This window comes from Mesorhizobium sp. M2A.F.Ca.ET.043.02.1.1 (assembly GCF_003952405.1).
GTDB lineage: Bacteria > Pseudomonadota > Alphaproteobacteria > Rhizobiales > Rhizobiaceae > Mesorhizobium.
Genome location: NZ_CP034445.1, coordinates 3,351,096 through 3,373,837 on the forward strand (window position 1 = coordinate 3,351,096; position 22,742 = coordinate 3,373,837).

22 protein-coding genes, 1 tRNA gene and 1 pseudogene are annotated in these 22,742 nt (G+C 64.7%); 11 read left to right on the forward strand and 13 right to left on the reverse strand.

Annotated elements, in window-relative coordinates:
* Nucleotides 1-9 precede the first annotated feature (9 nt).
* From yihA to EJ068_RS15970, 3 genes are all read right to left on the reverse strand, one after another.
* Nucleotides 10-651 carry a ribosome biogenesis GTP-binding protein YihA/YsxC gene (gene yihA / locus EJ068_RS15960; protein ID WP_127250027.1) on the reverse strand — a complete coding sequence of 214 codons (642 nt, stop codon included), beginning with the start codon at nucleotides 649-651 and terminating at the stop codon, nucleotides 10-12.
* Between the two features lie 26 nt (nucleotides 652-677).
* Nucleotides 678-1,316, reverse strand: coding sequence for a CatB-related O-acetyltransferase (locus EJ068_RS15965; protein ID WP_127249999.1), 639 nt, complete (start codon nucleotides 1,314-1,316; stop codon nucleotides 678-680).
* Nucleotides 1,317-1,439: 123 nt separating this feature from the next.
* A complete protein-coding gene (locus tag EJ068_RS15970; RefSeq protein WP_127250000.1) occupies nucleotides 1,440-1,754 on the reverse strand; it encodes a hypothetical protein in 315 nt (104 codons plus the stop codon).
* Nucleotides 1,755-1,921: 167 nt separating this feature from the next.
* On the opposite strand from EJ068_RS15970, the gene EJ068_RS15975 reads away from it, so the two are divergent.
* The 3 genes from EJ068_RS15975 to EJ068_RS15985 are packed head-to-tail and all read left to right on the forward strand — an operon-like array spanning nucleotide 1,922 to nucleotide 5,215.
* On the forward strand, nucleotides 1,922-2,386 hold the full coding sequence (locus tag EJ068_RS15975; RefSeq protein ID WP_127250001.1) for a MarR family transcriptional regulator: 465 nt from the start codon (nucleotides 1,922-1,924) through the stop codon (nucleotides 2,384-2,386).
* Entirely contained in the window at nucleotides 2,379-3,674 is a 1,296-nt protein-coding gene (locus EJ068_RS15980; protein ID WP_127250002.1) for an HlyD family secretion protein, read from the forward strand. The genes EJ068_RS15975 and EJ068_RS15980 overlap by 8 nt, the downstream gene beginning before the upstream one ends.
* Complete coding sequence (locus EJ068_RS15985) at nucleotides 3,671-5,215, forward strand: DHA2 family efflux MFS transporter permease subunit (protein WP_127250003.1); 1,545 nt, start codon at nucleotides 3,671-3,673, stop codon at nucleotides 5,213-5,215. The genes EJ068_RS15980 and EJ068_RS15985 overlap by 4 nt, the downstream gene beginning before the upstream one ends.
* A gap of 722 nt (nucleotides 5,216-5,937) precedes the next feature.
* Here the strand turns inward: EJ068_RS15985 and yidC are convergent.
* From yidC to rpmH, 3 genes are read right to left on the reverse strand one after another with little or no spacing between them, the layout of a single operon-like run.
* Nucleotides 5,938-7,770 carry a membrane protein insertase YidC gene (gene yidC / locus EJ068_RS15990; protein WP_127250004.1) on the reverse strand — a complete coding sequence of 611 codons (1,833 nt, stop codon included), beginning with the start codon at nucleotides 7,768-7,770 and terminating at the stop codon, nucleotides 5,938-5,940.
* A 14-nt stretch (nucleotides 7,771-7,784) separates the two neighbouring features.
* The gene (rnpA, locus tag EJ068_RS15995; protein ID WP_112128961.1) at nucleotides 7,785-8,138 is read right to left on the reverse strand and encodes a ribonuclease P protein component; all 354 of its coding nucleotides are present in this window, start codon (nucleotides 8,136-8,138) and stop codon (nucleotides 7,785-7,787) included.
* Between the two features lie 16 nt (nucleotides 8,139-8,154).
* Nucleotides 8,155-8,289, reverse strand: a complete 135-nt coding sequence (gene rpmH / locus EJ068_RS16000) for a 50S ribosomal protein L34 (protein WP_008833937.1) — start codon at nucleotides 8,287-8,289, stop codon at nucleotides 8,155-8,157.
* Between the two features lie 253 nt (nucleotides 8,290-8,542).
* Here rpmH and EJ068_RS16005 point away from each other — a divergent pair, with 253 nt between their 5' ends.
* Together EJ068_RS16005 and EJ068_RS16010 are read left to right on the forward strand one after the other, a co-directional pair.
* Nucleotides 8,543-10,033 (forward strand): HAMP domain-containing sensor histidine kinase, encoded by a 1,491-nt coding sequence (locus tag EJ068_RS16005; RefSeq protein ID WP_126080191.1) that lies wholly within the window; start codon nucleotides 8,543-8,545, stop codon nucleotides 10,031-10,033.
* 185 nt (nucleotides 10,034-10,218) lie between these two features.
* A tRNA-Arg gene (locus EJ068_RS16010) sits at nucleotides 10,219-10,295 on the forward strand.
* Nucleotides 10,296-10,349: 54 nt separating this feature from the next.
* On the opposite strand, the gene EJ068_RS16015 is transcribed toward EJ068_RS16010, so the two are convergent.
* A complete protein-coding gene (locus EJ068_RS16015) occupies nucleotides 10,350-11,147 on the reverse strand; it encodes a rhodanese-like domain-containing protein (RefSeq protein ID WP_127250005.1) in 798 nt (265 codons plus the stop codon).
* Nucleotides 11,137-11,775, reverse strand: coding sequence for a TetR/AcrR family transcriptional regulator (locus EJ068_RS16020; protein ID WP_127250006.1), 639 nt, complete (start codon nucleotides 11,773-11,775; stop codon nucleotides 11,137-11,139). The genes EJ068_RS16015 and EJ068_RS16020 overlap by 11 nt, the downstream gene beginning before the upstream one ends.
* An 88-nt stretch (nucleotides 11,776-11,863) precedes the next feature.
* Here EJ068_RS16020 and EJ068_RS16025 point away from each other — a divergent pair, with 88 nt between their 5' ends.
* The 3 genes and pseudogenes from EJ068_RS16025 to EJ068_RS16040 all read left to right on the forward strand — a co-directional run bounded on the left by EJ068_RS16025 (nucleotide 11,864) and on the right by EJ068_RS16040 (nucleotide 13,940).
* On the forward strand, nucleotides 11,864-12,634 hold the full coding sequence (locus EJ068_RS16025; RefSeq protein WP_126080194.1) for an SDR family NAD(P)-dependent oxidoreductase: 771 nt from the start codon (nucleotides 11,864-11,866) through the stop codon (nucleotides 12,632-12,634).
* A 183-nt stretch (nucleotides 12,635-12,817) separates the two neighbouring features.
* Nucleotides 12,818-13,286, forward strand: a pseudogene (locus EJ068_RS16035) (helix-turn-helix domain-containing protein); the annotation flags it as partial.
* 123 nt (nucleotides 13,287-13,409) lie between these two features.
* Nucleotides 13,410-13,940 carry a dihydrofolate reductase family protein gene (locus EJ068_RS16040; RefSeq protein ID WP_126080195.1) on the forward strand — a complete coding sequence of 177 codons (531 nt, stop codon included), beginning with the start codon at nucleotides 13,410-13,412 and terminating at the stop codon, nucleotides 13,938-13,940.
* Nucleotides 13,941-13,961: 21 nt separating this feature from the next.
* On the opposite strand, the gene EJ068_RS16045 is transcribed toward EJ068_RS16040, so the two are convergent.
* From EJ068_RS16045 to EJ068_RS16060, 4 genes are read right to left on the reverse strand one after another with little or no spacing between them, the layout of a single operon-like run.
* Entirely contained in the window at nucleotides 13,962-14,798 is an 837-nt protein-coding gene (locus EJ068_RS16045; RefSeq protein WP_127250007.1) for an N-acyl homoserine lactonase family protein, read from the reverse strand.
* 17 nt (nucleotides 14,799-14,815) lie between these two features.
* Nucleotides 14,816-15,808 carry an ABC transporter permease gene (locus EJ068_RS16050; RefSeq protein ID WP_127250008.1) on the reverse strand — a complete coding sequence of 331 codons (993 nt, stop codon included), beginning with the start codon at nucleotides 15,806-15,808 and terminating at the stop codon, nucleotides 14,816-14,818.
* Nucleotides 15,805-17,358: a sugar ABC transporter ATP-binding protein gene (locus EJ068_RS16055; protein WP_127250009.1), complete on the reverse strand. Its 1,554-nt coding sequence runs from the start codon at nucleotides 17,356-17,358 to the stop codon at nucleotides 15,805-15,807. The genes EJ068_RS16050 and EJ068_RS16055 overlap by 4 nt, the downstream gene beginning before the upstream one ends.
* Before the next feature lie 19 nt (nucleotides 17,359-17,377).
* Entirely contained in the window at nucleotides 17,378-18,313 is a 936-nt protein-coding gene (locus EJ068_RS16060; protein WP_127250010.1) for a sugar ABC transporter substrate-binding protein, read from the reverse strand.
* 156 nt (nucleotides 18,314-18,469) lie between these two features.
* On the opposite strand from EJ068_RS16060, the gene EJ068_RS16065 reads away from it, so the two are divergent.
* A complete protein-coding gene (locus EJ068_RS16065; protein WP_127250011.1) occupies nucleotides 18,470-19,528 on the forward strand; it encodes a LacI family DNA-binding transcriptional regulator in 1,059 nt (352 codons plus the stop codon).
* A 69-nt stretch (nucleotides 19,529-19,597) separates the two neighbouring features.
* On the opposite strand, the gene EJ068_RS16070 is transcribed toward EJ068_RS16065, so the two are convergent.
* Complete coding sequence (locus EJ068_RS16070; protein ID WP_126080200.1) at nucleotides 19,598-20,776, reverse strand: MFS transporter; 1,179 nt, start codon at nucleotides 20,774-20,776, stop codon at nucleotides 19,598-19,600.
* A gap of 235 nt (nucleotides 20,777-21,011) precedes the next feature.
* Between EJ068_RS16070 and EJ068_RS16075 the strand changes: the two genes are divergently transcribed.
* Both EJ068_RS16075 and EJ068_RS16080 read left to right on the forward strand, forming a co-directional pair.
* Nucleotides 21,012-21,743, forward strand: a complete 732-nt coding sequence (locus tag EJ068_RS16075; RefSeq protein ID WP_127250013.1) for an NUDIX domain-containing protein — start codon at nucleotides 21,012-21,014, stop codon at nucleotides 21,741-21,743.
* Nucleotides 21,744-21,756: 13 nt separating this feature from the next.
* A complete protein-coding gene (locus EJ068_RS16080; protein ID WP_127250014.1) occupies nucleotides 21,757-22,740 on the forward strand; it encodes an SPFH domain-containing protein in 984 nt (327 codons plus the stop codon).
* Nucleotides 22,741-22,742 lie beyond the last annotated feature (2 nt).

The following is a 22,742-nucleotide window of genomic DNA, read 5'->3' on the forward strand; positions in this document are numbered from 1 at the left end:
CGGACGGCGTCAGCCGCCGTTCGCCACCAGAGCGATCGCGGCGCGCAGCTCGTCCAGCCCTGCGGCTTTCTCGGACGAAGTCGCCAGGACCACGGGGAAAGCCGCCGGCCGCTTCTTGATCTTGGCCAGCGTCTCCTCGATCAGCCTCGGCACGCCGGCGGCCTTGATCTTGTCGGTCTTGGTCAGCACCACCTGGTAGGACACCGCCGCCTTGTCGAGCAGGGTCAGCACTTCCTCGTCCTTGGCCTTGATGCCGTGGCGCGCGTCGATCAGCACATAGACGCGCTTCAGCGTCACGCGGCCCTGCAGATATTCGTAGATGAGCTTCGTCCACTCATCGACCTTGTCCTTCGGCGCGCTGGCATAGCCGTAGCCCGGCATGTCGACCAGCGCCATCGGCGGCAGGTCGGCGCCTTCGCCGGAGAACCCGTCCGGCACGAAATAGTTGAGCTCCTGCGTGCGTCCTGGTGTGTTGGAGGTGCGCGCCAGGCCCTTATGGCCGACCAGCGCGTTGATCAGCGACGACTTGCCGACATTGGAGCGGCCGGCGAAGGCGATCTCCGGCGGTCCTTCCGGCGGCAGGAACTTCATCGACGGCACGCCGCGGATGAAGATCCAGCCGCGGGTGAACAGCTCCGGATCGACCGCCATCTTGTCGCTTTTCGTGTTGGGCGCGTTCAAACCGCTGCCTCCATGCTTGCAATGTCGGCGCCGCGGATACCGTTGAGATTGCGGCTGATCTTGTCGACCGGCCAGTCCCACCAGGCCGCCTTCAAAAGCCGCCGCACCGTGAATTCATCGAAGCGCATCTTCACTATCCTTGCCGGATTGCCGGCAACGATCGCATAAGGCGCCACGTCGTGTGTGACAACCGATTTCGCCGCAACGATGGCGCCATTGCCGGTCCTGACGCCCGGCATGGTCACCGCATCCATGCCGATCCACACGTCGTTTTCGACGATGGTGTCGCCGCGGATCTCCTTCGACCAGGTCTCAGGATCGAACCCTTCCTCCCAGCCATGGCCGAAGATGTTGAACGGATAGGTCGAGAAGCCGGACATGGCATGGTTGGCGCCGTTCATGATGAAACGCGCGCCTTCCGCGATGGCGCAGAACTTGCCGATCACCAGCCGGTCGCCGATGAAGTCGTAGTGGTGCAGCACGCATTTTTCGGCGAATTTGTCGGGACCGTCGGGATCGTCGTAGTAGGTGAAGTCGCCGATCTCGATGTTGGGCGACGTCACCAGCGGCTTCAGGAAGCCGACGCGCGGATGCGTCCCAATCGGATGCTTGATGTTGGGATTGGGTCCGCTCATCGCGGTCCCTCCGTGGCTAGAGCAATTCCAGGAAAAGTGTGGGCGGTAAAACAGAGAGACAGTGCGTTCCGGCGCGGTCAACGTCCGATCAAACTAACGTGATCCGCCCGCGGCACCAACCGTTCAGTGGCTGCCGCGGCAGATCACGATCGGGCTGGACAGGGCGCTGTCGAATCCACTGCCCTGATAGACCTGGACGTTCGATGCGCCGGGCGGCAGCGAGAAGCTGCCTTCGACGATTTTCTGGTCGCCGGTCATCGTGTGCAGCGCCCAGCTGAAGGTGCAGAATTGCGGCGGCGCCTTGGGTTGCACGTGGCTGCAGTTGAGCTGCGCACCGCCCAGCATCGCCGCCCCGCCGCAGCTCACCGCGTCCTTCGCCGCGGCCGGAAAAGCGTATCCCATGAGCAGCGCCAGCATGGTGATCTTGAGCCGGTTCATCGTCTTGTCCTTGCCGAAAACCCAAGCCGGTCCGGTCGGGTTCTGGCCTATGCGATATTTTTACCAAGCGCCTTAGTCGGTCTTGCGCTCCGCGTCCAGCGGGATTATGTGCATGATGATAATAAGCATGCTCACGAAAGTTTGTCCACCGGCTCCGAAGTTCTCCCATGCCCTCCTCGCCCAATATCAGCTTCGTGCTGCACGACGTCGCGCGCCTGCTCAGGAAGCGGTTCGAGCAGCGCTCGCGCACCTTTGGGCTGACCCGCGCGCAATGGCAGGTGCTGGCCTATCTTTCGGTGCATGAGGGCATCCACCAGAACAAGCTGGCCGACCTCATCGAGATCATGCCGATCACGCTCGCAAGGTTGCTCGACAAGATGGAAGCGCGCGGCTTCATCGAGCGCCGGCCCGATCCGGCCGACCGCCGGGCGTGGCTCCTCTATCTGACTCCGCAGGCGCATCCGCTGATTGAAGTGATGCGCAGCAACGGCCGGAAAACGCGCGACGAAGCCTTCGCCGGCCTGTCCGCGGGCTCGCAGCAGCAACTGCTGCAAGCCCTTTGCCTGATCAAATCCAATCTGCTCGAGGCCTGCACCCAGCCGGCCGTCGACCGGGAGAAAGTCCATGTCTGAAGGAACCTCACCCAGAAAGCCCGCCGACGGAGAAAATCCCGGCGAAAGGGCAAGCGACCAGGTCATCCGCCTGGACAGCCAGCGCGAGCAAAGGCGCGGCACTAATCCGCCTGTCGTCGAAGATGATGAGCTGGAAGCGCCCGTGGCGCCGGAGCCGGCGACGCTGGAGGCGCCCTCGGCGCAGCCGAAGCCGGCTTCCGTCACAGTAGCTCCGCCCGCTCCCGTCAAGCCGCGCCGCAGCCTGACGCGGCCGATCCTGTTCGCGCTGCTGCCGGTCGCACTGGCGGCCGGCGGCTACTACTATGTCGTCGGCGGCCAGATCATGACCACCGACAACGCCTATATCCAGGCGCAATCGCTCGGCGTGTCGACCGACGTCTCCGGCACCGTCGACGAGATCGATGTGCACGACAACCAGGCGGTGAAGAAGGGCGATGTGCTCTTCCGGCTGCGTCCCGCCTCCTTCGAGACCGCGCTCGCCGGCGCCAAGGCGCAGCTCGGCACCGTGCGCAACCAGGTGCTGACGCTGCAGGCGAGTTACCAGCAGTCGCTGGCCTCGATCGACCAGGTCGAGGCCGACATTCCCTATTACGAGTCGGCCTTCCAGCGTCAGCAGGACCTGCTCAAGACCTCGACCGCTTCCAAGGCAACCTTCGACAGCGCCCAGCACGATCTGATCGCGGCCCGCCAGAAGGTGACCGTCGCCAAGGCGCAGGCGCAGGCGATGCTTGCCCAGCTCGGCGGCGACGCCGGCCAGCCGGTCGAGCAGAACCCGTTCTACCTGCAGGCCCAGTCGGCGGTGGATGATGCGCAGCGCAACCTCAACGATTCCGTCGTCAAGGCGCCGTTCGACGGCATCGTCACCAATGTCGATGCCTTGCAGGTCGGCAAATACCTGCCGGCCTCGCAGCCGGCCTTCAGCCTGGTGTCGTCGACCGACATCTGGATCGCGGCCGAGCCGAAGGAAACCGAGCTCACCTATGTCCGGCCGGGACAGAAGGCGACGATCAGCATCGACGGCTATCCGGGCGAGGTCTGGCACGGCACGGTCGGCTCGATCAGCCCTGCATCGTCGTCCAGCTTCTCGCTGCTGCCTGCGCAGAACACTAGCGGAAACTGGGTCAAGGTCGTGCAGCGCATCCCGATGCGCGTGACGATCGACGATCCGGACGGCAAGCCGCCGCTGCGCGGCGGCATGAGCGCGGTCGTCAGCATCGACACCGGCCATGCTCGCGGCCTGCCGGACTTCATCGCCAACCTCTTCAACCAATCCGGGTCAAAGTCATGACAACGGCTTCCGCGACAGGCGCGCCCGTGGTCGCCAATCGCGGCGCCATCACCGCTTGCGTCATCCTGGCGGTCATCATGCAGGCGCTGGACACCACCATCGCCAATGTCGCGCTGCCCTATATCCAGGGCAGCGTCTCGGCCAGCGCCGACCAGATCAACTGGGTGCTCACCTCTTATATCGTCGCGGCTGCCGTGATGACGCCGCCGTCCGGCTATCTCGCCAATCGCTTCGGCCGCAAGCGCATCCTTCTGGTGGCGATCACCGGCTTCGTCGTCGCTTCGGTGCTGTGCGGCTTTGCCCAGTCGCTGCCGCAGATCGTCGGCTTCCGCCTGCTCCAGGGCCTGTTCGGCGCAGCACTCGTGCCGCTGTCGCAGTCGATCCTGCTCGACATCTACAGCGTCGAGGAGCGCGGCTCGGCCATGGCCCTGTTCGGCGTCTCGGTCATGGTCGGTCCGGTGCTCGGTCCGGTCATCGGCGGCTGGCTGACCGAGAACGTCTCCTGGCGCTGGGTGTTCTACATCAACGTGCCGATCGGCGCGCTGGCCTTTATCGGCGTCTCCATGTTCGTCCAGGAAACCAAGCTCGACTTGAAGGCAAGGCTCGACTGGCTGGGCTTCGGCATGCTCAGCCTCGCCATCGCCTCGCTGCAGATGTTCCTCGACCGCGGCGAGCAGCTCAACTGGTTCTCCTCGGCCGAGATCATCGTCGAGGCGCTGGTCTGCGCGTCGGCCTTCTACATCTTCATCGTCCACACCTTCACCGCGCGCGACACCTTCGTGAACCCGCGGCTGTTCCTCGACCGCAACTTCGCCGTCGGCATGATCTTCATCTTCATCATCGGCATCACCTACCTCGCCTCGCTGGCCCTGATGACGCCCTATCTTCAGACGCTGATGGGCTACCCGGTGGTGACGGCCGGCATCGTCATGGGGCCGCGCGGCCTCGGCACCATGGCCTGCATGTTCCTGGTCGGCCGCCTGGTCGGCAAGGTCGACACACGCTGGCTGCTGTTCATCGGCCTCGCCATCACCGCCTGGGCGATGTACGACATGACCGGCTGGACGCCGGCCGTCTCGCAATGGACGATCATCAGCACCGGCTTCATCCAGGGCGCGGGTCTCGGCTTCCTGTTCGTGCCGCTCACCACTATCACCTTCGCCACGCTGGCGCCGGAGTGGCGCGCGGAAGGCACCGGCCTCTACAACCTGTCGCGCAACATCGGCTCCAGCGTCGGCATCTCGGTGGTCTCGGCGCTTTTGACGCAGAACCAGCAGATCAACCACGCCAACATCGCCACCTATGTGACGCCCTACAATCCGGCCTTCGGCGACCCGGCGATCTCCCAGGCGCTGAGTCCTTACAGCGCCGCCGGCCGCGCCGCGCTCGACGGCCTCGTCACGTTGCAGGCGACGATCATCTCCTATATCGACGACTTCAAGCTGATGATGGTTCTGTCGCTCGCCGCCATCCCGCTGGTGCTTCTGCTGCGCAAGCCCGGCACCCCGGCCAAGGTCGATCATAGCGCGGCCATGGAATAAAAGGACCGGGATCCCGCCGCCCGCGGGACCCCGGCATGCCGCACGACCTCCCAAACACCGGCGTCGCTGCGCCGGAAGTCGCCCGGACTTTTTTTTGGGGAGGACGGGAATCATACGAAGCGGGGGCGGGCGGAGTTTCACCAGCCTCGGACAATTTGCCGAAAATTGTTCCGCCCCGGCGGATCGAGGGCAGTCACGTATGGGTTTATCGGCGAAGGCCAACGCAACGCCGTCATCCTCAGCCACCCGAGGATCTATTCCGTGACCCTTGCCGCGGAGTGTGACGGTGCAGAATTCTGTAACCGTTGCAACGCCTTGGCGTAACGGCATGGATTCCAGGGTCTGCGCGCGTCGCTTCGCTCCTTGCTCCGCCCTGGAATGACGACCGGGGTGTAAGCCACGGCCAATCGCGAATGTTGGCGCTGGCGCTTCTGTCGCCGACGTTGGAGATTGGCCGAAACCCCCGTGACGTCGTCATCCTCGGGCTTGACCCGAGGATCCATTCCGTGACCCTTGCCGTAGAGTGTGACGGTGCAGAATTCTGTAACCGTTGCAACGCCTTAGCGTAACGGCATGGATTCCACGGTCTGCGCGCGTCGCTTCGCTCCTTGCTCCGCCCTGGAATGATGACCGAGCTATTGTCTCTGCAAGTCGCAAAGGTCGGGAGACAACAAAAAACCCCGGCCAAGGCCGGGGTTCTGATTGGAAAGTGAGGATTCCTGCTATTCCGCCGGCGATGGTTTCTTGCGGAACATCGCCGCCAGATTGTCCCACAATTCGATCTTGGCACCCTGGCGCTTCATGATCACGCCCTGCTGCAGGATCGACAGCGTGTTGTTCCAGGCCCAGTAGATGACGAGGCCGGCCGGGAAGGAGCCCATCATGAAGGTGAAGATCACCGGCATCCAGGTGAAGATCGCGGCCTGCGTCGGGTCCGGCGGCGCCGGGTTCATGCGCATCTGCAGGAACATGGTGATGCCCATCACCACCGCCCAGGCGCCCATATGCGGCAGGAAGGCGGGCGCCGCGAAGGGCAGCAGGCCGAACAGGTTGAAGATCGACGTCGGATCGGGCGCCGCAAGGTCGTGGATCCAGCCGAAGAAGGGCGCGTGCCGCATCTCGATGGTGATGTAGAGCACCTTGTAGAGCGAGAAGAAGACCGGGATCTGCAGCGCCACCGGCCAGCAGCCGGCCAGCGGATTGATCTTCTCGGTCTTGTACAACTCCATCATCGCCTGCTGCTGCTTCATCTTGTCGTCCGCGTATTTCTCGCGGATCTCGACCATCTTCGGCTGCACCTTCTTCATGTTCGCCATCGAGGCGTAGGACTTGTTGGCAAGGGGGAAGAAGATCGCCTTGACGATGACGGTGGTGGCGAGGATCGCCAGGCCGAAATTGCCGAAGAATTTGTAGAGCGTGTCGATGAGCCAGAACATCGGCTTGGTGATGAAATAGAACCATCCCCAGTCGATCAGCAGGTCGAACTGGCGGATGTGCCGGTCCTTTTCATAGGCGTTGATGGTCGAGACTTCCTTCGCGCCGGCGAAGATTTCGGACTCGATCGTCGTCGACTGTCCCGGCGCGACGCTGATCGCGTCGGACAGAAAGTCTGACTGATAGCTGTGGCTGTGCGGCCCGTCCTTGAATTCGAAATAGGAGAATTTCGGCTGGAAGGGCTGCTTCTCCGTCGGCACAAGCGTCACGGCCCAGTATTTGTCGGTGATGCCGAGCCAGCCATCGGTCGATTTGCCTGGCTTGACTTCCTTGTCCTTCTCGATGGCCGCGTATTTGTACTCCGTCAGCCCTTCGCTGCCGGTCACGCCGATCAGACCTTCATGCAGCACATAGGTGCTGGCGACGGCCGGTTTGTCGAAACGGGTGACGCGCCCGTAATTGTAGAGCGAGACGGCGGCCGTTCCCGAATTCTGCACCGTGTCGGAAACGGTGAACATATATTCGTTGTCGATAGAGATGGTGCGCTTGAACGTCAGGCCCTTGTCGTTGGTGAAGGTCAGCGTCACCGGCGTCGAGGGCGTCAGCGTCGGATTGCCTTCGACGCTCCACACCGTATCCGCGCCCGGTACAGCGCCGGTCGCATCGTTGCCGACGAAGCCGATCTCGGCGAAATAGCCGTTGGGCAGCGACGACGGGTTGAGCAGCTCGATCTCGGGCGAATTCTTGTCGACCGTCTCGGTATAGTGCTTGAGCTTCAGGTCATCCAGGCGCGCGCCCGTCAGGTTGATCGAGCCTTCGAGGCTTTGCGTGTCGATCTTGACGCGCTTGGTGGCGGCAATGGCCTGGTCGCGGCTGGCGGCGGTCACCGCTTCACCGCCGGGTGCGCCGGGAACGCTGCCGGCCGCCGGGGCCGGCGTTCCGGTCGCGCCGGAATTGGCGCCGCCGCCCGCTTCCTTCTTCTGCGCCTCGACGCGCTGCTGCTCGATGCGGGCCTGCTCGCGCTGCTGCTCCATCTTGGGGTTCATGTAGAACACCTGCCAGAGCGTCAGGATCAACACCGACAGCGCGATGGTGATGAAGAAATTGCGGTTGTTTTCCATCGAAAGCCCTTGGCCTATCGTGCGCCGCGTAGCCGGCGGGAAAGCTCGGCCTTCAACTGGCCGAACGGAGTGGCGAGCACGTCTTCACGCCCGACGATGACATAATCATTGCCGGGCGCCATGTCATCGGCGGCGTGAACGCGCACGGCTTCCCTCAGCCGCCGCCGGACGCGGTTGCGCACCACGGCGTTGCCGACCTTCTTGGTGACGGTGTAGCCGACACGCGGCGCAAGGTCGTCGCCGCGGTCGAGAACTTCAACGAGAAAAAGCCGTCCGCGGCGTTTCTCGCCGCCGCGCACAGCCAGGAAGTCCGCGCGTTTCAGAAGCCGCCCGGGAGTTTTCCCCTTTGGCTTGCCGGTTGCGGGCAACGATCTCGTCTTTCGTTCAGGCGCTGAGCCGCTTGCGGCCGCGATTACGGCGGGCAGCAACGACGCCACGGCCACCCTTGGTGGCCATGCGGGCACGGAAACCATGCCGGCGCTTCCGGACGAGCTTGGACGGTTGGTATGTACGCTTCATTTGTTTTAATACCGCGGGGTGCGGCCCTTCTTGATTCTGTCACTCTGTAACAGGAGCTTTGCCGGGCCGGCTTAGGCGCGATCGAAACCGCGCCGGGACGAATGGCCCGAGCGTGAGCGGGCTTATAGAAAGAAGGTTTTTGGAAGTCAATCCGCCCGCCGCGAGGCAATTTTTTGCGGGGTGACGATGAAATTGGCAAAAAAGCCGCAAATCGCATAATCTTGCCCGATCAAGCCTTTGTGAATGCGCGTCAATGACGAGTGAAACTCTGTCCACGAACGAGAAGGCAACCCCGGCGGCAAACCCGACGCGCCGGGTGCCGCTGTCGCGCGGCCTGTCGACAAAGCTTCTTCTGCTCACCATCGCGTTCGTGCTTTTGGCCGAAATCCTGATCTTCCTGCCCTGGATCGCCAGCTACCGGGTGAACTGGCTGAAGGAGCGGTTGAGCACCGCCGCCGCCGTGTCGATCGTTTTGTTGCAGGGCGAGCCCAACGCGCTGTCGCACAATGCCCAGAACGATGTGCTGATGGCGATCGGCGCCAAGGCGATCGCCGTGCGCGACGGCGGCGTGTCGCGGCTGCTCGTCGTTTCCGACATGCCGCCGCAGGTCGACGAGCATATCGACATCGCCAATGTCGGCCTGGTCAACGGCATGACCGGCGCGCTCGACACTTTGTTCTTCGGCGGCAAGCGCATGCTGCGCGTCTTCGGCCCGGTCGGCGACAGCGACAAGGAATTCGAGCTGATCATGCCGGATTACCGTCTGCGCGACGCTATGCTCAGATACTCGCGCAATGTCGCCGTCGTCTCGCTGCTCATCTCGCTGTTCACCGCAATGCTCGTCTATGCGGCGATCGACCTGATCATGATCGGGCCGATCCGCACCATGACGCGCTCGATCCTGTCCTTCTCCGAGGCGCCAGACGATCCCGGGCGCATAATCTGTCCGACCGAGCGCGCCGACGAGATCGGCGTGGCCGAGCGCGAGCTGGCGCAGATGCAGGACCGGCTGCAGAAGATGCTTTCCGAACAGAAGCATCTCGCCGACCTCGGCCTCGCCGTCTCCAAGATCAATCACGACATGCGCAACATCCTGGCTTCCGCGCAGCTGATGTCCGACCGCCTGCGCCAGGTGAAGGATCCGACTGTGCAATCCTTCGCGCCGAAACTTGTGCGCGCGCTCGACCGCGCCGTTGCCTATTCGGAGGGCGTGCTCGCCTATGGCCGCACGCAGGAGCCGGCGCCGTCACGCCGACGCCTCAGGTTGCGCCAGTTGGTCGACGACGTGCACGGCCTGCTCGACATCGAGACAGGCATCGAGTTCATCAACGCCGTCGAGCATGCCTTCGAGGTGGACGCCGATTCCGACCATCTCTTCCGCGTGCTCACCAATCTGTGCCGCAACTCCATTCAGGCGATGGCCGCCGATACGGAGAGGACGGTTGTGCGCCGGCTGGCGGTGGCGGCCGAGCGTCACGGCAGCGTCAGCCGCATCACCGTCACCGACACCGGCCCCGGCCTGCCCCCCAAGGCGCGCGAGAACCTGTTCGCCGCCTTCCGGGGCTCGGCGCGCAGCGGCGGCACCGGCCTCGGCCTGGCGATCGCGCACGAATTGATCCGCGCCCATGGCGGCTCGGTCGAGCTTGTCGAATCGATCGGCGGCCGCACCGTCTTCGCCGTCACCATCCCCGACCAGCCGGTCCGGCTCGATCAAGCGCGCAACGGCCTGCGCCGCCCGGCTTGACGAGCACTTCTTCCGGTTTAGACCGGCCTAAGTCGCGCGACGCCTCAACAGGGGCAAAACCGCCTGCGACAAAACTTTTGCCGGATCGGCTTGCAATTCTCAAATTCAGTCGTTAGGGAACACTCCACATCGCGGCCGGCCGTCTCGACCGGAACGCGAGGCTTGTGTCACACACGGCCTGTTGCGCGCCCGTAGCTCAGCTGGATAGAGCACCAGACTACGAATCTGGGGGTCAGGAGTTCGAATCTCTTCGGGCGCGCCATTTCCGCTGCCATCGCCGAAATTTACCGCCGGTAGCCGCCGGGACTACGCTCGCTCAATCGCGAATGATCGCGCAGCTTTCATCCTTCGCCCAATCGGCGAAGCTGAGGTAATAGGCGCGAACATCGCGATAGCCGGCCCGGGCCGCTGCGGCGGCAGCGAGAGCGGCGCGGCCGCCGCCGTCGCAATGGGTGACAATATGGTCGCCGGATTGGAAACCAGCCTGCGCGAGAAGATCGTGCAATTCCGCCGCCGGCCTCAGGCGCGAGCCGTCAAGCAGGTTCGCGTGCGGCAGCAGCCTTGCGCCGGGCAGATGGCCGCCGCGCGTATTGCGGCGCAGGTCTTCGCCTGTGTATTCACCAGCGGTGCGGGCATCGAAGATGCGCACATCACCGTCGAGTTCAGCCTTCAAGGTCTGCCGATCGACGAGACCGACAGGACCCGCGCCGGGCCTGGCTCGAAAGACAGCCGAGGCGCCGGCTGCCTGGGCCGCTCCCGGCAGGTCGTCGTGTCGTTCGACCGCCGGCCATCCACCGTTCAGGATGAACGCCTTCGCTCCGAAATACTGCAAGATGAACCAGACCCGCGCGGCCTCGGTCATTCGCCCGTCATCATAGACGATGGCCGGCACTTCGCCATCGACACCGAGTTCGCCAATGGCGCGCTCCCAATAAGCGACGTTCTCGAACGACGTCTCTCCGGCTTTTGCCGCAGCCTCCCACACCTCGATCGGAACGCGGACGGCATTGGGCGCGTGGCCCAAGGAGAAGGCAGCCTGATCGCGCACGTCGAGCAGGCGGAAAGTGGGCAACGTGCTCAGAGCGGACTGTTCGACGACGGGGTCATGGGGCATGGGGAACCTTTCTTTCACCATGGTTTCCCGGCCAGGCTGAAAGCGCGATATCGACCAGGCGCCGCAACCTTTCGGTGCAGGCGCCGTCACAGGCTTGCACCGACATTCCTTGCACGAAAGCTCCGTAGAAGCGTGCAAGCGAATCCGTGTCGGTGCCGGTGGCAAGTTCCCCTTCGACGACCGCCCTGTCGAAACGTTCGCGTATGGCTTTGATGGCAGCCTCGCGCCTTGCGGTTACGGATTTCGCCACCGTCTCGTTTTCCGCCGCGCATTGAACAACCGCTGTCGAGACGATGCATCCGCGCGGATCGTCGGGACGCGAGATGCCGGTCGCGACGTCGTGCAGGTAGAAGGACAAAGCCTCATAAGCGCTCATATCGCTCCGTAGCGCGTCCATCCGGGCCTTGCTCTCCCGCTCGGTGGCACGGTCGAGCGCCTGCCTGTACAGCTCCTCCTTGGAGCCGAACGTCGCATAGAGCGACGGCGGGGTCACGCCCATGGCCGCCGTCAAGTCGGCGATCGATGTTCCTTCATAGCCGTGTTCCCAGAACAGCCGCGCCGCGACATCAAGCCCGACATTACGATCCAGGGTCCTCGGCCTGCCCCGTTTTTTTGGAGGCTCGGTCATTTATATATCGATCCCTATAAAATCTGTTGACAACCATCGACCGGGATTAATATATCGATCGCTATTAAAAATCGCAACGGAGTTGCAAATGTCCGGACGCCTCTCGAACAAGGTCGCACTCGTAACCGGCGGGTCGCGCGGTATCGGGCGAGCAGTGGCGCTCGCCTTCGCCAGGGAAGGCGCTGCGCTCATCGGCGTGCACTACGCCAGCAACAAGGAAGCCGCGGACGCTACGGTGCGGGATATCGAGGCACTGGGGACGCGAGCTGTCGCCATCGGCGCGGATTTGCGCGACGCCAAGGCGGCTGCCGACAGCATTGCCGGAGAGTTTAGGGCCGCGGCGCTGGCCGCGACTGGCAAAGCCGGCCTCGACATCCTCGTCAACAATGCGGGCATCGCGGTGGCAACGCCGTTGGCGCAGACCAGCGAGACCACATTCGATGACCTCATGACCATCAACTTCAAGGCGCCGTTCTTCCTGATCCAGGCGCTGGCCAATGACATCCGGGACGACGGACGCATCATCAACATTTCCACCGGCTTCACGCGCATCGCAGCGCCGACCCACCCCGCCTATGCGGCGTCAAAGGGAGCTCTCGAAACACTGACGCTGGCGCTCGCTCCCGATTTCGCAAGCCGCGGCATAACCGTCAATTCGGTCATGCCCGGCGTCACCGACACCGACATGAACGCGGACTGGCTTGCGACGGATGCCCGTGCGGGCGCGGAAGCATTGTCGGTGTTTTCACGTGTCGGCCAGCCCGCCGACGTGGCAGACGTGATCACCTTCGTCGCGTCAAACGACGCGCGGTGGACGACGGGGCAGTCCATCGACGCCACAGGCGGCGCTCGGATCTAGCCGCCCTTCCCGATGGCCGCGTCATATTCGCGTAGTTCTTGCGAACAACGGCAGGCAACGCCGTCCGAGGGAACTCAGACTTCCATCTCCTGCTCCCAGCAGCCGCGGGTGTTCACGTCAGCGGCGTCGGCGAGAGCTTCCAGTGCCGCGATGTCGTCGCTGGGGAGCGTCATGCTGGTGGTCCTGCGCCTGCTGCGCCTGCTCGACGATCCGGCGGCGCTGCCCCGCTTGCCGAGCAGGAAATTCTCTATCGCCTGCTTGCCGGCCCGGACGGCGCCAGGATGCGCCACATCACCTCCAGCCAGGGTCGGGTGGCTCAGGTCGGCCGCGCCATCGCCTGGATCGGGCAGAACTTCCGGGAGCGATTCAGCATCGAGCAGCTTGCCGCGGAGGTGGGCATGAGTCGAGCCTGCACGAGCATTTTCGCGCGGTGACGGCGATGACGCCGCTGCAATTCCAAAAACAGCTCAGGCTGCAGGACGCGCGCAGCCTGATGCTGGTCCAGGACATCGATGCGACGACCGCCGCCTTCCGCGTGGGGTACGAAAGCCCGTCGCAGTTCAGCCGCGAATATCGCCGTCATTTTGGCGAACCGCCGGCGCGCGACATAGCCCGCTTGCGCGCCTCACCGGGCTTGGCGGTGGTCGCTTGAGTTTCGCCTTGCCGGGGCGCGTTCATGCAGCACCAACCAATTGCAAAATAAAATCAGTTGGCCTAGCCTGAACCGATTGCACAACGCAATCGGATCGCGCGAATGCCATGTGAGGAACAGGCAATGGCCAAGCTCGTCTTCGGAATGAACCAGTCGCTGGACGGCTATGTCGATCACACGGCGTTCGGGCCAAGCCCCACGCTCTTCCGCCACTTCATCGAGGAGGCCGAGCGGCAGTCGGGCAGCATCTACGGTCGCCGCATGTATGAGGTCATGCGCTACTGGGACGAGGAGCATCCTGAATGGGATGCCGATCGCCTTGCCTACGCGGCGGCGTGGCGGCGCCAGCCGAAATGGGTCGTCTCGCGCTCGTTGCAGTCGGTCGGCCCCAACGCCAGCCTCGTCGGGGATGACCTTGAGGGCGAGATGCGCAAGCTGAAGGCCGAGTACGACGGCGAGATCGAAGTCGCCGGCCCGGACTTGGCGCGAAGCCTCACCGAACTGGGCTTGATCGATGAGTATCGGATCTACCTGCACCCGGTCGTGCTCGGCCGCGGCAAGCCTTATTTCGCCGGACCCCGGCCGCCGCTTCGCCTGATGGCGCATGACCGGATCGGCGAGGATGTGATCAGGTTGACCTACGCTCCAGCATGATCTCGCGACGGTCTCCCGTGATCAGGTGAGCCGGACGATCTTGAAGCCCTCGACCTCCTTGACGACCGGATGGTCCTTCCAGCGCTCGACATCATGCAGCACGACGAGCTTCGACAGGTCGCCGCCAAGCTCGTCATTCATCTTGTCGATGGTCTTCAGCTGCTCCCAGACGCTGCCCACCGCATTGTTGAGCGGGACATAGACCCCGTCGTGATTGTGCCCGGTGAACTGGCGGCGCGAATAGACGCAATCACCGGAGATGACCCGGCGACCGGCGTGGGTGTCGACGAGCACGAATTGCTGGCCGATCGTGTGGCCGCTGCCGAGCCGCGCATGGATGCCGGGGAGGATGTTGTCCTTGTCGCCGTCGATGAGCGTCACGCGATGCTCGATCGAGGCTTCGAGGGCGGTGCGCAAATTGTCGGGATCGATGATGGCGGTCAGATGCGCGAAGCGTTTCGGCAGCGCGATCGCCTCGTACCAGGAAAGCAGTTCGCTCTTCTGGATGTGGATATGCGCGCGCGGGAATTCGGCGATCGAACCCATATGGTCGAAATGCGCATGGGTGACCACGATGTCGCTGATCTGATCGGGCGCGATGTCGAGCGCCGCCAGCATCCGCACCGGCGAGATCCATGTCGGGATGCCGAACTTCTGCGAGAAGCTGTGGTCGTCCTGCATGAAGCCGGTATCGATCAGCACGTTGCGTTCGCCGTTGCGCGCGAGCACGAAGGAGAAGGGCAGGTCGACCACGCCGTCATTGTACATGCCGCTGATGAGATCGACCCAGGGCTGTTCCTTGGAGCGCGCATATTCCAGCACAAAGACTTGCCATGTCGCGGATTGCGGAACGGTCATCGGCATTCTCCTCCAATTCAGCTTTCGGCAAGCGAGCGGCCAAGGCTGGCGAGCCCGACCGCGACGATCAGGATGGCGCCCTGGAACACGAATTGCGAGAAGGTCGGCGCGCCGAAGATGTTGAGCCCGTTGAAGCCGAGCACGATGATGAGCGCGCCGATGAAGGTGCCCAATATGTGGAACTCGCCGTCGCGCAGCGTGGCCGACCCGAGGAAGACGGCGGCGAAGGCGGTCAGCAGATAGGAATCGGCGGCATTGGTCGTGCCGCTGCCAAGCCTGGCGGCCAGCAAGGTTCCGGTAAGCGCCGCGCACATGCCCGAAAGCACGAAGCCGAGGATCTTGATGCGGTCGACATTGATGCCGGCGAGCCGGGCCGCGGCGGGGTTGCCGCCGACCGCCTGGATCTCCTGGCCGATCGCGGTGCGCTCGACCAGCAACCACAGGCCGCCGAACACCAGCGCCATGAAGATGATCGGGTTGGGGATGCCGAACAGCCAGCGCCCCAGCGCCAGTTGCAGGAAGGCTTCCGGCACGCCGGAGACGATCGGCACGCCTGCCGAATAGGCGAAGGATAGACCGACCAGCACGGTGCCGACGCCGAGCGTGGCGATCACCGAATTGACCTTGAGCTTGGTGACGATCAGGCCGTTGACGACGCCGATGAGGGCGCCCAGCGCGAGCACGATCAAAACCGCCAACGGGATCGGCATATGGTTTGCCACGATCAGCCCGGTCACGAGCACGCCGTGCAGGCTGGCGGCATAACCGACGGAGAGATCGAGCTCGCCGACGATCACAGCCATGGTCAGCCCGCCGGCGATGATCATGGCGAGGGATGCCTGGCTCAGCACGTTGATGAAATTATTGTAGGTCGGAAAGGCGTGCGGCGACAGGAACGAGAAGACCAGGATCATCACGAGCAGGCCGATGATCGTGCCATAGCGCGCGAAAACACCGAGCGCGGCCCTGGTGCCGGGCGAGAGGCGTCGCGTGTAACCGGCGTCACTCATGCGGAAACCCTTTCCTCGGTTAAGGCATAGCTTGCCTCGATGATGGCGCTGCGGGTGAGGTCGGTGCCGGCGAGCTCGCGCACGATCCGTCCTTCCGCCATCACCAGGACCCGGTCGCACAGATCGGGGAGCTCGTCCGGTTCGGACGAGATGACGAGCACGGCCATGCCGTGTCCGGCGAGCTCGCGGATGAGCCGATGGATTTCCCCGCGAGCGCCGATATCGACGCCGCGCGTCGGCTCGTCGAGGATGAGGACCTTCGGCTTCGAGCGCAGCCAGCGGCCGATGACCACCTTCTGCTGGTTGCCGCCGGAAAGCCGCCCGACCGGCTGTTCCGGCGAGCCGGCCTTGATCGACAGGTCGCGGATCGTCGCCTGCGCCAGCCGCGCCCGCCTGCGCAGGCTGATGAAGGGCAGGACCGGGCTGGCGAGGAGAGGCGTGAGATTGCCGAGGCTGAGATTGAAGGCGACGGATTTGCCGAGGAGCAGCCCCTCCGTACGGCGCTCCTCCGGCACAAGGCCGAGCCCGGCGCGCACCGCGCCGGCCGGGGTGCGCGGCGCAAAAGGCCTTCCCTCTATCGTCATGCTGCCGGCGTCGGGCCGGTCGGCGCCGTAGAGCAGTCGCGCGAGCTCGCTGCGCCCGGCGCCGACAAGGCCGCCGAGCCCGAGCACCTCGCCGCGGCGGAGGTCGAAGCTTGCTTCCTCCACGCGCGGCAGGCGGCGCAGGCCCCGCACCGACAGCACGATCTCGCCGCCCGTCGCCTCGCGCGACTTAGGCAGCTGTTCGACCGCCCCGCCGACGATCTCCTGGACCAGCCGGCGCCGGGTCAGTCCGGAGCCGTCGAGGACCGCAACAGACCGGCCATCGCGGAAAACGGTGACGCGGCTGCACAGATCGAGGATTTCGTCCAGCCGGTGCGAGACGTAGAGCACCGCCACGCCCGCCGCCGAAAGCCCCCGGATGATGGAGAAGAGCTTGCGGCACTCGCCTGCCGAGAGCGAAGCGGTCGGCTCGTCCATGACGATGAGGCGCGCCTTCCACACCAGCGCCCGGGCGATGCTGATCAGCCAGTTCTCGGCCGTCGACAGGCTCTTGGCCGCGGCATCGAGCGGCGCGGTTATGCCGACGCGCTCGATGATCGGCGCGACGTCGCGCTGGATCGCGCTCCAGTCGACCAGGCCGAGCCTCGTCTTTTTCTTGGGCAGGCCGAGCATGATGTTCTCGAGCACCGTCATATCCGGCACATAGGCGAGCTCCTGATGGATGAAGCTCATGCCGAGCCCGCTCGCCGCGTGCGGCGACACGATCGCCACCGGCCTGCCCTCGATGGCGATTTCGCCCGTGTCCGGCTGGGTCACGCCGGCCAGGATACGGATCAATGTCGACTTGCCGGCGCCGTTGGCGCCGACCAGCCCATGCACTTCGCCGGGCAGCACGGAGAGCGAAGCGCCGCGCAGCGCCTGCGCTCCTCCGTAGGATTTGCTGATCGCATTCGCCGCCACGAACGGCACCGCCGGCGGCGCCGCCATCGCTGTCGGGACTGGGTTCATGGGTGAAGCGTTGAGGTTCCTATTTCATGGCGTCCGGATGCTTGGCGATGAAGTCGTCGATAGTGTCCTTGGTGACGAGCACCGCGGGCACCTCCACCGCCTTCGGCGTCCAGTCCGCGCCGGCCTTGCGGATCTCCGGCAGCAGTTTGATCATAGTGTAGCCTTCTGTATAGCTGTCCTGCCAGGCGGTCGCGGTCATGAAGCCGTTCTTGATGTTCTCCAGCGCCTGCGCGTTGCCGTTGACGCCGTAGACCTTGACGTCGTCGCGGCCCTGCGCCCTGAGCGAGCCGATGGCGCCGATCGCCGGATCGTCCCAGCAGCCCCAGATGGCGAGATTCTCCTGGCCTGCCGGATGCGAGGCCAGCCAGGCGTTGGCATATTGCGCGCCATCCTCGAAATAGCCGGGGATGCGCACCTCGTTCTTGGTGACCTTGATGTCGGGATTGGCCGCAAGCGCCTTGTCGAGTTCGACCTCGCGGTTTCGGCAGACCTCGCCTGTGTGATAGGTCAGCGCCAGGATGGAGCCCTTGCCGCCCATCGTCTTCAGCATCAGCTCATTGACCGGCACCACCATCGGCCCGCCCGACCCATTGGTGGCGGCGACCGAGCTTCCCAGCCCGCCGCCCCAGGTCACGACCGGGATATTGGCCGACTTGGCCGCCTGCAGCCCGGCCCCGATCGAGGAATAGGGAAACACCATGTCGACGATGGCCGCCGAGCCGCGCTGCGCGAAATTCTGGATCGCGGCATTGGCCTGGTCGGCGCTGCCCGCCGCATCGATGACCGAAACATCCCAGCCGATCTCCTTGGCGGCGGCCTTGGCGCCGACGATATAGCGGGCGTTGTTCGCCTCCGTCGCCGAGATCGAGACGATGCCGGCCAGCGGCGTGTCCGCCCGAGCGGGAAACGCTGCGGCCGCGGCCGCCAACGCAGCCCCAATGACTATCCACTTCATGATTTCCTCCCTTTGATGTTACGGCGCCTACCTCGCCGAACCGTTTCGCTAGATTATGCGGATAACAACGGCAATCAAGCAAATTTTCGGGGATTTAGCCTAGACAAAGGCCATTTTGGCGACCAAAACTCAACTAATCGATTAGCTGAGTTCGCTATGGCCACCATCAAGGACGTCGCTCGCAAGGCAGAGGTATCGACGGCAACGGTGTCGGCGGTGATTAACGATTCCGCCTATGTGAGCCCGGAATTGCGGGCCCGCGTCCTGGCCGCCGTCCGTGACCTCAGCTATGCGCCCTCGCTCGCCGCGCGGAACCTGAAGCGCGGGCGCAGCCAGTTGATCGCCCTGGTCGTGGCCGATCTCGCCAACCCCTTCTTCTCGCGCGTCGTGTGGGCGGCGGAAGCGGCGGTCGCCGCCTGGGGCTATTCGCTGCTGATCTTCAACAGCGACGAGAAGCCGGAGGTCGAGCGTCGCATCCTCGCCCGCGTGCGAACACTCTCCTGCGACGGGGTGATCCTGGTCCCGGTCGGCGACTCGACGGAGCATCTGCAGAACGATCCCGACGGCAAACCGATCCCGACCGTGCTGTTCGGCCGTACCGTCGCCGATGACAGGTCGGACACGGTGACGATCGACAACATATCGGCCGGCAGGCAGGCGACGGAATATCTGCTCGATCTCGGCCATACCCGCCTCGGCACGGTCACCGGCCCGCTGCATGTCACCACCGGGCGGGGCCGCCTCGACGGAATGCTGGCGGCCATGCGGTCGCGAGGCCTGACGCTTGAATCGCGCTATATACGCTCGGGTGAGTTCCGTGAGGATGCCGCCTATTCGGTGGCGCGCAGCCTGTTGGAACAGCCGGCGCGGCCAACGGCGCTCTATGTCGCGAGCGGTCTGATGGCTCTCGGCGTGATGCGGGCAGTCGCGGATCTCGGGCTGCGCTGTCCGGGCGACATCTCCATCGCTTCCACCGATACCATCCCTGGCATCGGAGGCTTGCGTCCGCGCTTGACGCGCACCGAGCATCCACTCGTCGACATGACCAACGAGGCGGTGCGGCTTCTCGTCGATCAGATCAGGCGTGGCGGTCCTGCCGAACCGCGCAACGTCGTCTTCCAGCCTTCACTGGTGGTCGGCGACAGCTGCGCGCCGGTCGTGGCGCAACCCGTGGCGTCGCCGCCCAGCTCCGACCCAATGACCCCCGCGCCTTGATCCGATCGAGGCTTGCGTTTTCGGGCGGCGCCCATCCCTCGTCTCGACAGCGGAAAGTCCGCAAGGGCCTCAGCCCGCCTGCGGGGCCGTTCGGGCCTGCACGGGCAGCCGGCGTTCGAACTCCCACAAAAGGACCGGGCAGGCTAGAAGAGCCGCCGAGCCGAGGCCGAGCGCCGCGCCGGCGCTGCCCGTCCAAAGCGAAAGCTTGCCGCCGAACCAAGGCGCGATCAGCATCGTGGCGTAGTAGACCGTGTAGAAGAGCCCCATTCCCAGCGCCCGTGTCGCCGGCGCCAGCACCCGCGCCGGCAGGCTCATGATCGCTCCGGCCGGCAGCCCGCAGACCAGGCCGAGCACAACCATGGTGGGCAGCACCGCTGAACAGCGCCATAGCAAGAGGACCAAGGCCGCGAAAGCGAGACAGCTTGTCGCCAGCATGGCGTTGCGGCTCCTGCTCTGGTCCGCGAGGTAGCCTCCGAGCGGAACCGAAAGAGCCGCGAGCCACAGCACGATGCTGACGGCCGAACCGGCGGCGGCGGTCGACCAGCCGCGCTCGACCAGCATCGACGGCGCGAAACTGAAGATCATGGCGAAGCCGACATTGTAGAAGGCCCAGATCAAACCCGCCAGCAGCACGGCCCAGACAGCAGGCTTCGCGAGCCGTGAGCCTTCCGCTGAAGCCGGAGCGGCGGCGGGTCCGGGTGGCTGGTACAGGAATCCCACCAGCGCAAGCGCCGCGACGATGAGCGCCATCACGGCAATCTGCGTCCCCGCTATGCCGAATTCCGCCCGTATCAGCGGCAGCCCGGCGAGCGTGAGGGCGATGCCCAGCGGCCAAGAGTTGATGAAGATCGCCATCGCCGTGGCGATCCGCCGGCCCGTGAACCAGTCGACGACCATCTTGGTCATCAGCACGTTCAGCAGCACGCCTCCGACCCCGGAGATCAACCGTGCCGCGATCTGCACGCTCCATGAGGTTGAGGTGAAAAGCAGCATCTCGCCGGCCAGCATCATCGCCAGGCCGGCGAGCACGCTTGCCTTGTCGCCGAAGCGCCTGCCGATCGCGCCGCCGGGAAGCGCCAGCGCAACGCCCGGGGCGAAGTACAGACCGATGAGCACGCCGATGTCGGCGAGGTTTGCGTCGAGCGCCTTGCCCAGTTCCGGCGCAATGGCCGCGATACTCTGGAATTGCACCGCTATCGCGGCGCGGGCGACGAACAGAACGGCAAGGATGGTCCAGCGGCTGGGCACGGCACTGCTCCTGCTGAGACACTTGGCGGCTCGACTACGGTAGAAAGCAATGAATGTCTGGCGCGATCGATATCACGGATAATGCACTATTCGGCCCGCTCGGGAAGCGATCTGTCGCCCTGCATGAAAGCCTCATCACCAGTGCCAAGACGGCGCTCCGTCATCGACCTCACAACTCATCGTTGACATATATTCATAACAGATATATGTGTCTTGCATATTAGCGGAGCGTTCGATGAACGAGACCGATTTCCTCAAGGACTACGACCCAAGCGCCTTCCAGCGGCCGTCGGTGGCGGTCGACCTTGTGCTGCTCGGTATCCGCGCCGGCCGGCCGGCCGTGCTGCTGGTCAAGCGCGACCAGCTTCCGCATGCGGGGCGCTGGGCGCTGCCGGGCGGCTTTGTCGGCATCGACGAATCCCTCGACGCGGCCGCCGCGCGCGTGCTGCGCGAAAAGGCCGGCATGGGCGAGGCGCATCTCGAGCAGCTCTACACATTCGGCGCGGTGGAGCGCGATCTGCGCATGCGCATCATCAGCGTCGCCTATCTGGCGCTGCTCACCGAGCAGGCCTTCGATGCGGCGCTCGGCGCGAAGCCGACGCTGCTGCCAGCTACGATCCAGGTGCCCTGGGCCGGCGAGGCTGGTGGGCCGGTCGATGTGCTCGCGCCGGAAGGCGAAAAACTGATGCTCGCTTTCGATCATGCCGATATCCTGGCGATGGCGATGCTCAGGCTGCGCGGCAAGCTCGACTATTCCGATGTCGGCTTCGCGCTGCTGCCCGAATTCTTCACGTTGCGGCAGCTGCAGGATGTGCATGAGGCGATCCTGGGCACGTCGCTCAACAAGCCCGCCTTCCGCCGGCGCCAGCTCGACAAGGGCTGGCTGGCGGCGACCGGCGCCTATGAATCGGGCGCTGCTTTCCGCCCGGCCGAGCTCTATCGTTTCCAACGTCTCATGGCTGATTGAGGGAGAGACCATCATGGCCACCATTCTCAGTTTCGGCTTCATTGCCCAGCTTCGCAGCGAGGCAAGCAGCCACGTCATCCGCTGCCGCAACGGCCGCGAAATGCAGAGCGGCCGCGGCCTGGCCTTCTGGTTCGTGCCCGAGACGGCCAGCATCGCCGAGCTGCCGATGGACGATCGCGAGATGACGCTCTTCGTCAAGGGCCGCAGCCAGGATTTCCAGACCGCTGCCGTGCAGGGCACGATCGGCTGGCATGTCGTCGATCCGGCGCGGCTCGCCGAACGCGTCGATTTCAGCATCGATCTCAGGACCGGCAAGCTGCGCGGCGAGCCGATCGAGAAGATCCAGGCGCGCATTGCCGGCATCGCCAACCAGGCGGTGCAGCAATATCTCGGCCAGGCGCCGGTGCGCGCTTTGCTCGACGCCGGCCCGGCGCCCTTGCGCGAGCGGCTGCAGGCGCTGGTCGCCGCCGATCCCGCGCTGACCGACATCGGTGTCGCCGCCGTCGCGGTCAGGCTCACCAATTTGACGCCGACCAGCGAGCTCGAGCGGGCGCTGCAGACGCCGACCTTCGAGGCGCTGCAGCAGAAGGCCGACGAGGCGACCTTCCAGCGCCGGGCGCTTGCCGTGGAGAAGGAGCGTGCCATCGCCGAGAACGAGCTGGCGAACAAGACCGAGCTGGCGCGGCGCGAGAAGCTGCTCATCGCCGAAGAGGCCGAGAACGCCCGCAATCGCGCCACCGGCGCGGCCGAGGCGCAGCAGATCGAGGCCGGCGCCGAGGCCGAGCGGATCCGCGCCATCGAGGGCGCCAAGGCGGAAGCCGAACGGCAGCATATCGCCATCTACCGTGACCTGCCGCCCGCGATCCTGCTCGGCCTTGCCGCCCAGCAGCTCGCCGGCAAGCTGGACAAGATCGAGCATGTCAACGTCACGCCCGACCTGCTCGCCACCGTGCTCGGCGAGTTTCGCAAGGCCCCGGCGGTGATCGAAGGCCGGTGAGG

Excerpts from the sequence above, each read along its gene's own strand:
- yihA (WP_127250027.1), bottom strand. The coding sequence starts at position 651 with ATGGCGGTCGATCCGGAGCTGTTCACCCGCGGCTGGATCTTCATCCGC.
- EJ068_RS15965 (WP_127249999.1), bottom strand. The coding sequence starts at position 1,316 with ATGAGCGGACCCAATCCCAACATCAAGCATCCGATTGGGACGCATCCG.
- EJ068_RS15970 (WP_127250000.1), bottom strand. The coding sequence starts at position 1,754 with ATGAACCGGCTCAAGATCACCATGCTGGCGCTGCTCATGGGATACGCT.
- EJ068_RS15975 (WP_127250001.1), top strand. The coding sequence starts at position 1,922 with ATGCCCTCCTCGCCCAATATCAGCTTCGTGCTGCACGACGTCGCGCGC.
- EJ068_RS15980 (WP_127250002.1), top strand. The coding sequence starts at position 2,379 with ATGTCTGAAGGAACCTCACCCAGAAAGCCCGCCGACGGAGAAAATCCC.
- EJ068_RS15985 (WP_127250003.1), top strand. The coding sequence starts at position 3,671 with ATGACAACGGCTTCCGCGACAGGCGCGCCCGTGGTCGCCAATCGCGGC.
- yidC (WP_127250004.1), bottom strand. The coding sequence starts at position 7,770 with ATGGAAAACAACCGCAATTTCTTCATCACCATCGCGCTGTCGGTGTTG.
- rpmH (WP_008833937.1), bottom strand. The coding sequence starts at position 8,289 with ATGAAGCGTACATACCAACCGTCCAAGCTCGTCCGGAAGCGCCGGCAT.
- EJ068_RS16005 (WP_126080191.1), top strand. The coding sequence starts at position 8,543 with ATGACGAGTGAAACTCTGTCCACGAACGAGAAGGCAACCCCGGCGGCA.
- EJ068_RS16015 (WP_127250005.1), bottom strand. The coding sequence starts at position 11,147 with ATGCCCCATGACCCCGTCGTCGAACAGTCCGCTCTGAGCACGTTGCCC.
- EJ068_RS16020 (WP_127250006.1), bottom strand. The coding sequence starts at position 11,775 with ATGACCGAGCCTCCAAAAAAACGGGGCAGGCCGAGGACCCTGGATCGT.
- EJ068_RS16025 (WP_126080194.1), top strand. The coding sequence starts at position 11,864 with ATGTCCGGACGCCTCTCGAACAAGGTCGCACTCGTAACCGGCGGGTCG.
- EJ068_RS16040 (WP_126080195.1), top strand. The coding sequence starts at position 13,410 with ATGGCCAAGCTCGTCTTCGGAATGAACCAGTCGCTGGACGGCTATGTC.
- EJ068_RS16045 (WP_127250007.1), bottom strand. The coding sequence starts at position 14,798 with ATGACCGTTCCGCAATCCGCGACATGGCAAGTCTTTGTGCTGGAATAT.
- EJ068_RS16050 (WP_127250008.1), bottom strand. The coding sequence starts at position 15,808 with ATGAGTGACGCCGGTTACACGCGACGCCTCTCGCCCGGCACCAGGGCC.
- EJ068_RS16055 (WP_127250009.1), bottom strand. The coding sequence starts at position 17,358 with ATGAACCCAGTCCCGACAGCGATGGCGGCGCCGCCGGCGGTGCCGTTC.
- EJ068_RS16060 (WP_127250010.1), bottom strand. The coding sequence starts at position 18,313 with ATGAAGTGGATAGTCATTGGGGCTGCGTTGGCGGCCGCGGCCGCAGCG.
- EJ068_RS16065 (WP_127250011.1), top strand. The coding sequence starts at position 18,470 with ATGGCCACCATCAAGGACGTCGCTCGCAAGGCAGAGGTATCGACGGCA.
- EJ068_RS16075 (WP_127250013.1), top strand. The coding sequence starts at position 21,012 with ATGAACGAGACCGATTTCCTCAAGGACTACGACCCAAGCGCCTTCCAG.
- EJ068_RS16080 (WP_127250014.1), top strand. The coding sequence starts at position 21,757 with ATGGCCACCATTCTCAGTTTCGGCTTCATTGCCCAGCTTCGCAGCGAG.